The 12,794-nt window shown below is 67.8% G+C and carries 9 protein-coding genes; 3 read left to right on the forward strand and 6 right to left on the reverse strand.

Translation table 11 applies throughout. The features are described 5' to 3' along the window. Positions 1-57 precede the first annotated feature (57 nt). The 3 genes from ASC45_RS02665 to ASC45_RS02675 all read left to right on the forward strand — a co-directional run bounded on the left by ASC45_RS02665 (position 58) and on the right by ASC45_RS02675 (position 2,326). The gene (locus ASC45_RS02665) at positions 58-1,305 is read left to right on the forward strand and encodes a Y-family DNA polymerase (protein ID WP_055449509.1); all 1,248 of its coding nucleotides are present in this window, start codon (positions 58-60) and stop codon (positions 1,303-1,305) included. A 95-nt stretch (positions 1,306-1,400) separates the two neighbouring features. Beyond that, positions 1,401-1,637: a histidine phosphatase family protein gene (locus ASC45_RS02670; RefSeq protein WP_245609924.1), complete on the forward strand. Its 237-nt coding sequence runs from the start codon at positions 1,401-1,403 to the stop codon at positions 1,635-1,637. A gap of 164 nt (positions 1,638-1,801) precedes the next feature. Beyond that, the gene (locus ASC45_RS02675; protein WP_245609925.1) at positions 1,802-2,326 is read left to right on the forward strand and encodes a histidine phosphatase family protein; all 525 of its coding nucleotides are present in this window, start codon (positions 1,802-1,804) and stop codon (positions 2,324-2,326) included. 50 nt (positions 2,327-2,376) lie between these two features. Here the strand turns inward: ASC45_RS02675 and ASC45_RS02680 are convergent, their stop codons facing one another. The 6 genes from ASC45_RS02680 to ASC45_RS02705 all read right to left on the reverse strand — a co-directional run bounded on the left by ASC45_RS02680 (position 2,377) and on the right by ASC45_RS02705 (position 12,794). Beyond that, positions 2,377-4,182: a cation:proton antiporter domain-containing protein gene (locus ASC45_RS02680; RefSeq protein WP_055449510.1), complete on the reverse strand. Its 1,806-nt coding sequence runs from the start codon at positions 4,180-4,182 to the stop codon at positions 2,377-2,379. 116 nt (positions 4,183-4,298) lie between these two features. Further along, a complete protein-coding gene (locus ASC45_RS02685) occupies positions 4,299-4,613 on the reverse strand; it encodes a CcdB family protein (protein ID WP_055449511.1) in 315 nt (104 codons plus the stop codon). A 16-nt stretch (positions 4,614-4,629) separates the two neighbouring features. Then, positions 4,630-4,899 (reverse strand): type II toxin-antitoxin system prevent-host-death family antitoxin, encoded by a 270-nt coding sequence (locus tag ASC45_RS02690; protein ID WP_055449512.1) that lies wholly within the window; start codon positions 4,897-4,899, stop codon positions 4,630-4,632. Positions 4,900-4,975: 76 nt separating this feature from the next. Then, entirely contained in the window at positions 4,976-6,424 is a 1,449-nt protein-coding gene (locus ASC45_RS02695) for an efflux transporter outer membrane subunit (RefSeq protein ID WP_055449513.1), read from the reverse strand. Between the two features lie 5 nt (positions 6,425-6,429). After that, positions 6,430-9,537 carry an efflux RND transporter permease subunit gene (locus ASC45_RS02700; protein ID WP_055449514.1) on the reverse strand — a complete coding sequence of 1,036 codons (3,108 nt, stop codon included), beginning with the start codon at positions 9,535-9,537 and terminating at the stop codon, positions 6,430-6,432. Then, a complete protein-coding gene (locus ASC45_RS02705) occupies positions 9,534-12,794 on the reverse strand; it encodes a multidrug efflux RND transporter permease subunit (protein ID WP_072242954.1) in 3,261 nt (1,086 codons plus the stop codon). The genes ASC45_RS02700 and ASC45_RS02705 overlap by 4 nt, the downstream gene beginning before the upstream one ends.

Consider the following 12,794-nt stretch of genomic DNA (forward strand, 5'->3'; position numbering starts at 1 on the left):
TGTGAAATACTGATCATAAAAACAGTATTCTAGCGTGCCGCATCGGCACGACCCGCCATGACGCTGCGTTGCCTGCTGGTCGATTTCAACTCCTATTTCGCCTCGGTGGAGCAGCAGCTCCGCCCGGAACTGCGCGGGCGGCCTGTGGGCGTGGTGCCCATGATGGCCGACACCACCTGCTGCATCGCCGCCAGCTACGAGGCCAAGGCCTTCGGCGTGAAAACGGGCACGCAGGTGGCCGAGGCGCGCAGGCTCTGCCCGGGCATCGTGTTCGTGGTGGCGCGGCATGCCGAGTATGTGCGGATTCACCACCGCGCCGTGGCCGTGGTGGACACCATCGCCCCCGTCGAGCAGGTGCTGTCCATCGACGAGATGGCCTGCAGCTTGCCCATGGGCTGGACCAGCCGCGAGCGGGCCACGCAACTGGCGCTGCGCCTGAAGGCCGCGCTGCGCGAGGCGCTGGGCGAGTGCATGCGGGTGTCGGTGGGCATCGCACCCAATGTGTTCCTGGCCAAGCAGGCGTCGAACCTGCAAAAGCCCGACGGCCTGGTGGTGCTCGACGCGGGCGATCTGCCCGGCCCGCTGCTGCGCATGCAGCTCACCGATCTCACCGGTATCAACGTGCGCATGCTGGCGCGGTTGCAGGCGCAGGGCATTCACAGCGTGGAGCAGCTTTGGCGGGCGCGGCGCGAGCAACTGCGCGTGGTGTGGGGCGGCATTGCGGGCGAGGCGTTTTTCGATCGCCTGCACGGGTTGGCCTCGGGCGTGCAAGCTGCGAATCCGCGGCGCTCGCTCGGCCATTCTCATGTTCTGCCGCCCGAGATGCGCAGCGCTGAGGGCGCGCTGGCCGTGCTCGACCGTCTCACGCAAAAAGCGGCGATGCGGCTGCGCCGCGAGCACCTGCTGGCCGGCGCCATGACCGTGATGCTCAAGCTCACCCGCCGCCACGGCGAACGCCTGCGGCCCGAGCGCGGCGCCCGCTTCGCCGCCACGGCCGACACCCGCGCCCTGCTGCACACCCTGCGCGGGCTGTGGCCCGGCATGGTGCCTGCGGGCTGGGCGCCCATGAAGGTCGCCATGCTGCTGCACGATCTGCGCCAGCCCGGGCAGACCAGCGGCAATCTGTTTGCCGACGACGTACCCGGCACCGACGCCGAGCAGGCCGCGCTGTGGAGCGCGGTCGATGCCCTCAACGTGCGCTTTGGGCGTCACACCGTTTATTGCGGCAGCGGCCACCAGGGACGGGAGGAAGCCCCCATGCGCATCGCGTTCAACCACATCCCCGATCTGGAGACGGAGGGGTGAATGCACGCGTCACAGGGCTGCGGCGAAAATGACGTGGCACAGCCTTTCATCCACAACCCATCTGGGAGACTCCGAAGCCCACCCGCATCCTGCTCGTGCGCCATGGCGAGACCCGCCTGACGCTGGAAGACCGCTTCGCCGGATCGAACGATGAACCCTTGTCCGACGAAGGGCGCGAGCAGGCCGCCAGCTTGGGCGCTCGGCTGTCGAGCGTGCCCATCGCCGCGGCCTACGCCAGCCCGATGGCCCGCACGATGGAAACCGCGCAGCTCGTGGCGGCCCCGCATGGTCTGCCGGTTCAGACCGCCGCCGCGCTGCGCGAGATTGACTAGGGCCTGTTAACGCTATGGATGCACCCGCGTTGCCCCCAGGCGGGGATGGATGCAAGGCGGAGGGCATGGGCAAGGCTGATCGCCTTGCCCATGCCCGACAACGCCACAGACGCCCCGCCTGGGGCAACCCTGCGGGCCGGGGGTCTGGGCGGCGCACTGCTACGTTGCAGTCCGCTTCTGGTGCCACACACCACGGCGCGGACTGCGCCTCGCATTGCATCCGCCCAGACCCCCGGCGCGGGTGCATCAATAGCGTCAACAGGCCCTACGGCCACTGGGAAGGCCTGACCCGCGATGAAGTCATCGACCGCTTTCCGCAGGCCTACGGCCTATGGGAGGAAGACCCGCTGCTGGTGGCGCCCGAAGGCGGCGAGTCGGGTCTGAGCGTCATCCATCGGGCGCTGCCCTTCGTGCGCGAGATCATCGAGCGGCATCGGCATCAGACCGTGCTGGTCGTCTCGCACAAGGGCACCAATCGCCTGCTCGTCAGCAGCCTTCTGGGCCTGGATGCGCGCGGCTACCGTGAGCGCCTCGATCAAAGCCCCGCGGCGCTGACCATTCTCGACTTCATGAACGAGGTCCGCCCGCGCCTGAAATTGTTCAACGACATTTCGCATTACCAGGCCTTCCCTGACCGCGAGATTGCCGATCGCATCTCGAAATGGTGGCGTCCGACTGCGGAGCGTTGAGAGCGCAGGCTTCCTTTTGGAGTCATTTGCACCCCAAGTCCGACAGCACCCTACGCCGCCGCATCCGGCGCGGTCTTGGGTATGTCGGTGTTGCCTTCCGCGGTGGTCTGGTGCAGTAGCGCGTCGTCCTGCAAGATGTCTTCCAGCTCGGCGCGGGCGTCTTTCGACAGGGCGATGAGCGCGGCCTGATCGTGGAACACCGCCTGCTGGCGCTCCAGCATGCGCAGGTCGTGGGCGGTGAACAGTTGCGCCAGGCGTTCGACATCCAGTTCCGGGCGCACTGCGCGCAGCGCCTGCTTGCCCATCTCCACGCTCGACAGCCAGGTTTCGCGCATGATGTTCTGCACGCCGAGCTCGCGCAGGCGCATGAGATGGGTGCGGTTGCGCGCCCGCGCCAGCAGTGGCACCTCGGGAAAGTGCAGGCGCAGCAGCTCGGCAATCTTCAGGCTGGCCTCGACGTCGTCCACGGCGAGAACGAACAGCCGGGCGTCCTGCACATGCGCGGCGCGCAGCAGCGACAGGCGGGTGGCATCGCCGTAATAAATCTTGTTGCCGAACTGACGCACGAAGTCCACCTGTTCGGCGCTGGCATCCAGTGCGGTGAAGGCCACGCCCTGCGCATTGAGCATGCGCCCAACCACCTGACCGACGCGGCCGAAGCCGGCTATGACCACGGGCTGGCCCGGCTCGTCGATGGTGCTGAACGGCGGCGCCTGCCGACCTCGCGCCCAGGGCTGAATGAGCCGGTCGTTGAGGATGAGCAGGAACGGCGCCAGAGCCATGGAGACGGCCACCGCCACGGTCAACAGCTCGGCCGTGGGGCCATCGAGCAGGTGGTTGGTGCGCGCCGTGGCAAACAGCACGAAGGCGAATTCGCCGCCGCAGGCCAGCACGATGGCCAAGGGGCGGCTGACCGCATCGTCGCCGCCGATGAGCCGCCGCAGAGCGTACAGCGTGAGCGCCTTGAGCAGCAGAATGCCCGCGCCAAGGCCGAGCACTTGCAAGGGCTCGGCCATCACCAGCGGCAGCGCAATGCCCATGCCCACCGCGATGAAGAACAGGCCGAGCAGCAGGCTCTCGAACGGTTCGATGGCCGCCTCCAGTTCATGGCGGAATTCCGAATCGGCCAGCAGCACCCCGGCGAGAAACGCGCCCAGCGAGGCCGACAGCCCCACGCTGTTCAGCCCCACGCCTATGCCCACCGCGCCCAGCAGCGCGGCGGCGGCGAACAGTTCGCGGTTGCCGCCGCCGAACCGCGCCACATAGCGAAACATGGTGGCCAGCACCGGCCGACCGGCCAGCGCCACGACCAGCAAGGCCGCCAGCGCGGGCCAGCCCGGGGCATGCCCCCCCGCGCCGCTGAGGGCCAGCAGCGCCAGGATGGGAATGACGCTCACGTCCTGGAACAGCAGGATGGCGAAAGTCTCGCGGCCGAAGCGCGTGGTCAGCTCGCGGCGCTCGGCCAGCAGCGGCAGGATGTAGGCGGTGGACGACATCGCCAGCGCCACGCCGACCAGCGCCGCGTCCGTCCACCCCAGGCCCAGCGCTGCGGCCAGGGCCGCAGCCGGCAGCGCCACCCCGGCCATCTGCAGCGCCCCCAGGCCGAACACCTGCCGCCGCAGCGCCCACAGGCGGCTGGGTTGTAGCTCCAGGCCGATGAGGAACATCAGCAGCGTGACGCCCAGCTCGGCGGTGTGCAGCACCGACTCGGGACGGCTCACCACGGCCAGACCGTAAGGCCCGACGGCGATGCCGGCCACGAGATAGCCGAGCACCGAGCCCAGGCCGAAGCGTTTGAAAAGCGGCACCAGCAAGACGCTGGCGGCCAGCAGGGTGAGCAGGGCGATGGCGGACATGGCGCGATGGTAGGGGTCATCCGCGGGGTTCGCTGGTGGCCCGCTCGCCCAGTCCGCTGCCAACCTGCTGCATGCGGGTCAGTATGGATCAGGGGCCGGGCAGGAACCTTGCGCGGTCAAATGCCCGACATCACCGCATCCACTGCCGCTACCAGCGCGCTGGCCTGGCCCGCCACGGAGGTAACTGGTTTGCGCAGCAGGCGCGCAGGCAGCGGCGCAGCAAAGTGAGCAAGAGCGTGAAGGCGCTGGCCCTGCACGGTGACCAGCGGGCACAGCGCCGCGGGAACCTTGCCGCTGAAATCGAGCGTGGCCAGCGGAATGGTCAGGCGGGTGGACAGGCCGCCGAGCAGGTCGCTCTGGATGACGACCACAGAGGGGATGCCCTGTTCCGCGCTCGCGCTGGGATTGGGGTAGACGTCGTATTGCGCCATGGGCACGGCCCCCGGTTCACCAGGGACGCAGGTCGGCGCCGGGGATGCCTGCCGATTCGACCAAGGCATTCTGCGCCTGGATCCAGTCTCCGAACTCGGCTTCGAAAGCGGCTTTGCGAGCGGCCAGCGTGCTGCGCTTGTGTGCCGCCTGAAGCGCCTGGTAGTGCTCGACCGACAGGATCACCGTGTCGACCAGGCCCGCCTTTTCCACGAAGACGGGCTCGCGTTTGGCCTGGGCGCAGACGCTGCCAAAACGGTTCTTGGCTTCGGTGGCGGAGATGTGCATGACGAGCTCCTTTCAATGCCCTCCCGTGCCCTCGTGGACAATCAGGGATTGATGGCTATTTAGCCATTGCGGCATGTCAACCTGGTTGTCTGTCAGCCCCCGCAGGCAACGGGCCGATGGCTGGTGTGTTTTCATCTCCCCAGCCGCCGCCCAGGGCCTGAATCAGCCCGACAGCAGCGGCGTAGCGGCGGTTGAGCAGGGTAAGTTGGGCATTGCGGGCGCTGGTGGCGGTGGTCTGCGCGGTGAGCACGTTGAGGTAGGGCGCGGTGCCGGCCTTGTACTGGTTTTCGGCCAGCCGCAGCGACACCTCGGCGGCCTGCACCACCTCGGCCTGCTGCTTGGCTTCCTGCTCCAGGATGCGTTGCGCGGCGAGGTTGTTTTCCACCTGTTGCAGCGCGGTCAGCACGCTCTGGCGGTAGTTCGCCACGGTCTGGCGATAGGCCGCCTCGCTGCTTTGCACTTGCGCGCGGCGCAGGCCGCCGTCGAACAGCGTGGCCGCAAGCTGCGGGCCGAGCGACCAGAACAGCGAGGGTGCGGAAAACAGCTCGGCGATGCGCGCGGCCTGGCTGCCGCCCTGGGCCGATAGGGTCAGGTTGGGGAACCAGGCCGTCTGCGCGACGCCGATCTGCGCGTTGGCGGCCTGCACCTGCGCCTGCGCTGCGGCCAGATCGGGGCGGCGCTGCAGCAGTTGCGACGGCACGCCAGCGGGAATGGCGGGAACCTGGGGCAAGGTGTCGGTGGCGGGCAGGGTGAAGTCGGCGGGCGGTTTGCCCACGAGCACGGCAATGGCGTTCTGCAACTGCACGCGCGTCACGCCAAGGTCGGTCAGGCTGGTCTGCGCCTGCAGCAACTGGGTGCGGGCCGAGGCAACGTCGGCGGTGGTGCCTACCCCGGCCTTGTAGCGGTTTTCGGTGATCTGCAGTGCGCGTGCATAGGCGGCCACGGTGTCTTGCGCCAGTCGGATCTGCGCGTCCACCGTGCGCAGTTGCAGATAGCTGGTGGCCAGGGTGGACTGCAGGCTGAGCTGGGTATTGGCCAGGATGGCCGCGCTCGCGGCCGCGGTGGCCTGTCCGGCCTGGACCTGCAGCCGCACCTTGCCCCAGAGGTCGGGCTCCCAGCTTGCGCCCAGCGAGACGTTGACGCTGTTGCTCACATTGCCGGTATTGGCGGTGCGGGCGCGGGTGGCCAACGCGCCTGCGGTCACGGCGGGGTAGTAGGCCGCCTGCGCCTGTGCCACAGCAGCCTGCGCTTGTTCGTAAGCCGCAAGCTGCGCGGCAAGGCTCTGGTTGTGCTGCGCCACCTGGGCCTGCAGCGCGGCCAGCACAGGGTCGTCAAACACATTCCACCAGGCGCCACGCGGTGCGGCGGCCAGCGCCTGCGCGGGCTGCCAGTCGCCCTGCGCCTGGGCATAGTGCGCGGGGACGGGCACTCGCACCGGCGGCTCGGGTGGGGTGGCGGCGCAGGCGCCGAGCAGCAGCGCCAGCGACGAGATGAACAAAGGGCGGCGAGGGAGGGTCGGGTTCATGGCATTCAGGCCGGTGTGTCGATCGGCGCCGGGCGGCCTTCGCGGCCGAACCTGCGCAAGGTCCAGCGGCGCAGGCGGTCGAGTTCGAGGTAGATCACCGGGGTGGTGTAGAGGGTGAGCGCCTGGCTGACGATCAGCCCCCCGGCGATGGAGATGCCCAGCGGCTGGCGCAGTTCGGCGCCGTTGCCGGTGATGAAGGCCAGCGGCAATGCGGTGCCCAGCGCGGCCAGCGTGGTCATCAGGATGGGGCGCAGCCGCAGGGTGGCCGCCTGATAGATGGCATCGCGCGGGCTTGCACCCTGCTCGCGCTCGGCGGTCAGCGCAAAGTCGACCATCAGGATGGCGTTCTTTTTCACGATGCCGATGAGCAGAAACACGCCGATGAGCGCGATGATGGAAAACTCGGTCTGCGTGAGCTGCAGCGCCAGCAGCGCCCCCAGCCCGGCTGGCGGCAGAGTGGAGAGGATCGTCAGCGGGTGCAGGGTGCTCTCGTACAGCATGCCCAGCACGATGTAGATGGCGAAGATGGCCGCCATGATGAACAGCGGCTCGTTCTTGAGGGTGTCGGAAAACAGTTGCGCCGTGCCCTGGAAGCCGCCGCGAATCTCCGAGGGCAGACCGATGGCAGCCAGGGCTTCGTCGATCTTGGACTGAACCGCGCCGAGCGACACGCCCTTGTCGAGGTTGAAGGAAATGGTGGACGACACGAACAGCCCCTGATGGTTGACCGACAGCGGGGTGTTGGCCAGTTCATAGTGCGCCAGCGCCGACAGCGGCACGCGCTGGCCATTGCTGCCGACCAGGAAGATGTCGTTCAGGGCGTTGGCGTTGTTCTGGTATTGCTGCGCGGCCTCCATGACCACGCGGTACTGATTGAGCGGGGCGTAGATGGTGGACACCAGGCGCTGGCCGAAGGCGTCGTTGAGCGTCTGGTCGATGGTGGACACGGGAATGCCGTAACGCGCGGCGGCGGCGCGGTCGATCTTCAGCGCGAGCTGCAGCCCGTTGGCCTGCTGATCGCTGTTGACATCGTTGAGGCCCGGAATGCGCTTGAACGCGGCGAGCACCTTGGGCTCCCACTCGCGCAGCAGATTCAGGTCGGAGGCCTGCAGGGTGTATTCATACAGCGCCGCAGACGGCCGACCCCCGGCGCGGATGTCCTGCACCGGGAACATGAAGGTCTGCGTGCCGGGCACGCGCGACAAGGCCTTGCGCAGTTCGACGATGATGGTCTGGATGCCCTTGCGCTGATCCATCGGCTTGAGCTGCATGAACATGAAGGCGCTGTTGGTGGTGCCGCCGCCGGTGAACGCCACCACGTTCTCCATGCCCGGGTTCTTGCGCACGATGGCGACGATGCTCTCCAGCTTTTTGCTCATTTCCTGGAACGAGACCGACTGGTCGGCCTGCACCGAGCCGATCAGCAGCCCCGTGTCCTGCGTCGGGAAAAAGCCCTTGGGCACTTCCTTGAACAGAAACACCGTCAGCCCGATGGTGGCGAAAAACAGCAGCAGCATCAGCAGCGGATGCTTGAGCGCCCCGCGCAGGCTGCGGGCGTAGCCGCGATGCACGGCGTCCCAGCCGCGTTCGAGAGAGGAAACCCGGCCCTCTTTCTGAGCTGGAGTGGAACGGGTATGGCCACGCAGCCAGCGCGAAGCCAGCATGGGCGTGACCGTGAGCGACACCAGCAGCGAAATGCCGATGGCCACCGACAGCGTCACCGCGAACTCGTGGAACAAGCGCCCGACGATGCCGCCCATGAACAGCACCGGCAGGAACACAGCCACCAGCGAGATGCTCATCGACAGCACGGTGAACCCCACTTCGCGCGCGCCCTTGAACGCGGCGGCCAGGGGGGAGAGCCCTTGCTCGACATGGCGCATGATGTTTTCCAGCACCACGATGGCGTCGTCCACCACGAAGCCGGTGGCCACGATCAGCGCCATGAGCGACAGGTTGTCGAGCGAGTAGTCGAGCAGCCACATCGCCGCGAAGGTGCCCACCAGAGACAGTGGCACCGCGATGGCCGGAATCAGCGTCGCGCGCCAGTCGCGCAGAAACAGCCAGACCACGCCGATCACCAGCAGCACGGCCAGGATCAGGGTGTTCTCCACCTCCTTGAGCGAGGCGCGGATGGTGGTGGTGCGGTCGGACATGATGGTGACCTTGATCGCCGCCGGAATACTGGCTTCGAGTTCGGGCAGTGCCGCCTTCACGCCTTCGACCGCGTCGATGATGTTGGCCCCGGGCTGGCGGTAGATGATGAGCTGCACCGAGGGCTGGCCGTTGGCCAGGCCCATGTTGCGGTCGTTCTGCAGGCCCTCGCTGACCGTGGCGATCTGGTCGAGACGGATGGGCACGCCGTTGCGGTAGCCCACCACGATGCGCTGGTATTGCGCCGGGGTGCTCATCTGGTCGTTCGCGCCCACCTGCCAGCGCCGCGCGCCGCTGTCGATCGCGCCCTTGGGCGTATCCACATTGGCCGAGGCGATGGCCTGGCGCACCTGCTCCAGACCCAGCCCCATGCCGTTGATCCGCGGCAGATCGAGCTCCACCCGCACCGCGGGCAGCGCAGCTCCCCCCACGGTCACCGAACCGATGCCCGCGATCTGCGAAATCTTCTGCGCCAGGATGGTCGAGCCGGCATCGAACATCTGCCCGCGCGACAGGCTCTTGGAGGTGAGCGAAAGAATCATGATCGGCGCGTCGGCCGGGTTCATTTTCTTGTAGGTCGGGTTGCCCGTCAGCCCGCTGGGTAGCAGCGGCAGCGCGGCGTTGATCGCGGCCTGCACTTCGCGTGCGGCATCGTTGATGTTCTTCGACAGGTCGAATTGCAGGATCACCCGGGTCGAGCCCAGCGAGCTGCTCGACGTCATCTGCGAGATGCCGGCAATGGTGCCCAGGCTGCGCTCCAGCGGCGTAGCCACCGTGGCCGCCATGACTTCCGGGCTGGCCCCGGCCATGTTGGCGTTGACCACGATGGTGGGAAAGTCCACCTGCGGCAGAGGCGACACCGGCAGCAGCCTAAAGGCGATGATGCCCACCAGCAGCACCGCCAGCGCCAGCAGACTGGTGGCGATGGGGCGGCGGATGAACAGCGCCGACGGATTCACCGCACGTCCTCGTCGGACAGCGCCGCTGCAGGGTGCGCGGAGCCGAAGGCGCGCGCCCGCCAGGCCGAGGCGCGGGTGGCGAGGCGGTCGAACGCCAGATAGATCACGGGCGTGGTGAACAGCGTGAGCAACTGCGACAGCAGCAGCCCGCCGACGATGGCGATGCCCAGCGGCTGGCGCAGCTCCGAGCCCATGCCGGTGCCCAGCGCCAGCGGCACGGCGCCGAACAGCGCGGCGAAGGTGGTCATCAGAATGGGCCGCAGACGCAGATGCGCGGCCTGCAGCATGGCGTCTTCGGGCGGCAGGCCCTGGTTGCGCTGCGCGTCCAACGCGAAGTCCACCATCAGAATGGCGTTCTTCTGCACGATGCCGATGAGCAGAATGATGCCGATGATCGCGATCACCGTGAGGTCGTGGCCCGAGCCCATCAGCGCCAGCAGCGCGCCGATGCCCGCAGACGGCAGGGTGGACAGAATGGTCACCGGGTGGATGGTGCTCTCATAAAGCACGCCCAGCACGATGTACATGGTCGCCACCGCCGCCAGCAGCAGCCAGAGCTGATTGCTCAGCGCCGACTGAAAGGCGCTGGCCGCGCCCTGGAACGCGATGGTCACTGAAGCGGGCAGCGCTGCCGCCTTGGCCGCCTGCTCGATGGCGCTGACCGCCTCGCCCAGCGACACGCCAGGCGCGAGCTGGAAGGAGATCAGCGCCGCCGGGAACTGGCCGAGATGGTCGATCGCCAGCGGCGTGCTGCGTTGCTCTATGGTGGCGATGCTCGACAGCGGCACCGCCTGGCCGCTGCTTCCGGTGAGGTAGATGCTGTCGAAGGTGCGCAGCGGGCCGCCTTCCTCCCCACCCGCGGCGGAGGTCGGGGTCGGGCGCGTCGTCTGCTCCACCCCCAGCACCACGCGGTACTGCGCCGACTGGGTGAAGATGGTGGACACCAGCCGCTGGCCGAAGGCGTTGTAGAGCGCGCTGTCGATGGCGCTCATGGTGATGCCCAGACGTGAGGCCGCGCTGCGGTCCACGTTCACATAGGCCTGAAGCCCCTGATCCTGCAGATCGCTGGTCACGCCCGAGAGCTGCGGCAGCGTCTTCAGCCTTTCCATCAGCGCGGCGTTGGCGCTGGCCAGTCCGGCGGCGCTGGTGGCCGCGAGGCTGAACTGGTAGGGGTAGCGGCTGGAGATGTCGTTGATGGTCAGGTCTTGCACCGGCTGCAGAAAGGCCTCGATGCCAGCGACCTTGGCGGCACGGGCGTCGAGCCGGTCGATCAGCGGAAGCACCCTGGGCCGATCGGCCAGCGGCTTGAGGTTGATCAGCAGCCGCCCGGTGTTCATGGTGGTGTTCACGCCATCGATGCCCACCACCGACGACACCGAAGCCACCGCCGGGTCTTTGAGCAGCGCGTCCACCAGCGCCTGCTGGCGCTGCACCATGGACTGGAACGACACGTCCTGCGGCGCCACCGTGGTGGCCTGGATCATGCCCGTGTCCTGCACCGGAAAGAAGCCCTTGGGAATGACCGCATACAGCAGCACCGTGAGCGCCAGCGTGCCCAAGGCCAGCAGCAGCACCAGCGGCTGATGCCGCAGCACCCAGCGCAGCGCACGGGTGTAGGCGGCGGACAGCCGCTCGAACAACTGCCCGGTGGCGTGGAACAGTCGTCCCTGCTGCTCCTCGGGCTTGTGCCGCAGCAGCCGCGCCGACAGCATGGGGGTGAAGGTCAGCGACACCGCCGCCGAAATGACGATGGCCACCGCCAGGGTGATGGCGAACTCGCGGAACAGCCGACCTACTACGTCGCCCATGAACAGCAGCGGAATGAGCACCGCGATGAGCGAGAAGGTGAGGGTGATGATGGTGAAGCCGATCTGCCCCGCACCCTTGAGCGCAGCCTGCAGCGGGCGCTCGCCGGCCTCGATGTAACGCGAGATGTTCTCGATCATCACGATGGCGTCGTCCACCACGAAGCCGGTGGCGATGGTCAGTGCCATCAGCGTGAGGGTGTTGATGGAAAAGCCGAACAGATACATCGCGCCGAACGTGCCCACCAGCGCCAGCGGCACCGCCGTGGCCGGTATGAAGGTGGCGCGGGCACTGCGCAGGAACACGAAGATCACCAGCACCACCAGCACCACGGCGAGCAGCAGCTCGAACTGCACATCGGCAATGGCCGCGCGTATGGTCACGGTGCGGTCGGAGAGCACGGTGAGCTGGGCCGCTGCGGGCAACTGCGTCTGCAGGCTGGGCAGCAGCTTGTGAATGGCGTCGACCACGGCGATGACGTTGGCCCCGGGCTGGCGCTGCACGTTGATGACGATGCCCGGCTTGCCGTTGACCGAGGCCGCCTGCCAGGCGTTTTCGGCGCCGGTGGCGATGGTGGCCACGTCACCCAGCCGCACCGGAGCGCCATTCGAGTAGGCGATGATCATGTCGCGGTACTGCTGCGGCGACTGCAACTGGTCGTTGGCGTCGATGGTGAACGACTGCTGGCTGCCGCTGATGCTGCCCTTGGGGCTGTTGACGTTGGCCCCGGCGATGGCGGTGCGGATGCTGTCCATGCTCAGGCCGAGCGCGGCCAGCGCCGGGCCATTGACGGTGACGCGGATTGCGGGCTTGTGTCCACCCGACAGCGTCACCAGGCCCACGCCCGAGACCTGCGACAGCTTCTGGCTCAGCCTTGTGTCGGCCAGGTCGTACAGCGTGGTCAGCGGCAGTGTGGACGAGGTCAGCCCCAGGGTGATGACGGGGGTGTCGGCCGGGTTGACCTTGGCGTAGATGGGCGGCTGCGGCAGGTCGGACGGCAGCAGATTGCTCGCGGCGTTGATGGCGGCCTGCACTTCCTGCTCGGCGACGCTAAGCGACAGCGACAGATCGAAGCGCAGGGTGATGACCGAAGCCCCGCCCGAGCTGACCGACCACATCTGCGCCAGCCCCGGCATCTGGCCGAACTGCTGCTCCAGAGGCCCGGTGACCGAGGAGGTCATCACGTCCGGGCTGGCGCCGGGGTAGAGGGTGGTGACCTGGATGGTGGGGTAATCCACCTCCGGCAGCGCCGCCTGCGGCAGCAGCTTGTAGCCAATGAACCCGGCCACCAGCACCGCGATCATCAACAGCGTGGTGGCAATCGGCCGCAGGATGAACAGCCGCGACGGGCTGGGGCGGTCGGCGACGTCAGTCGGTGACGCGGTTTGCTCCCTCCCCGGCAGCGGGGAGGGTTGGGGTGGGGCGTCGTGTTCGTCTTGTGGAGCGCTCAT

The sequence above is a fragment of the Thiomonas bhubaneswarensis genome (assembly GCF_001418255.1).
GTDB classification, from domain to species: Bacteria; Pseudomonadota; Gammaproteobacteria; order Burkholderiales; family Burkholderiaceae_C; genus Thiomonas; species Thiomonas bhubaneswarensis.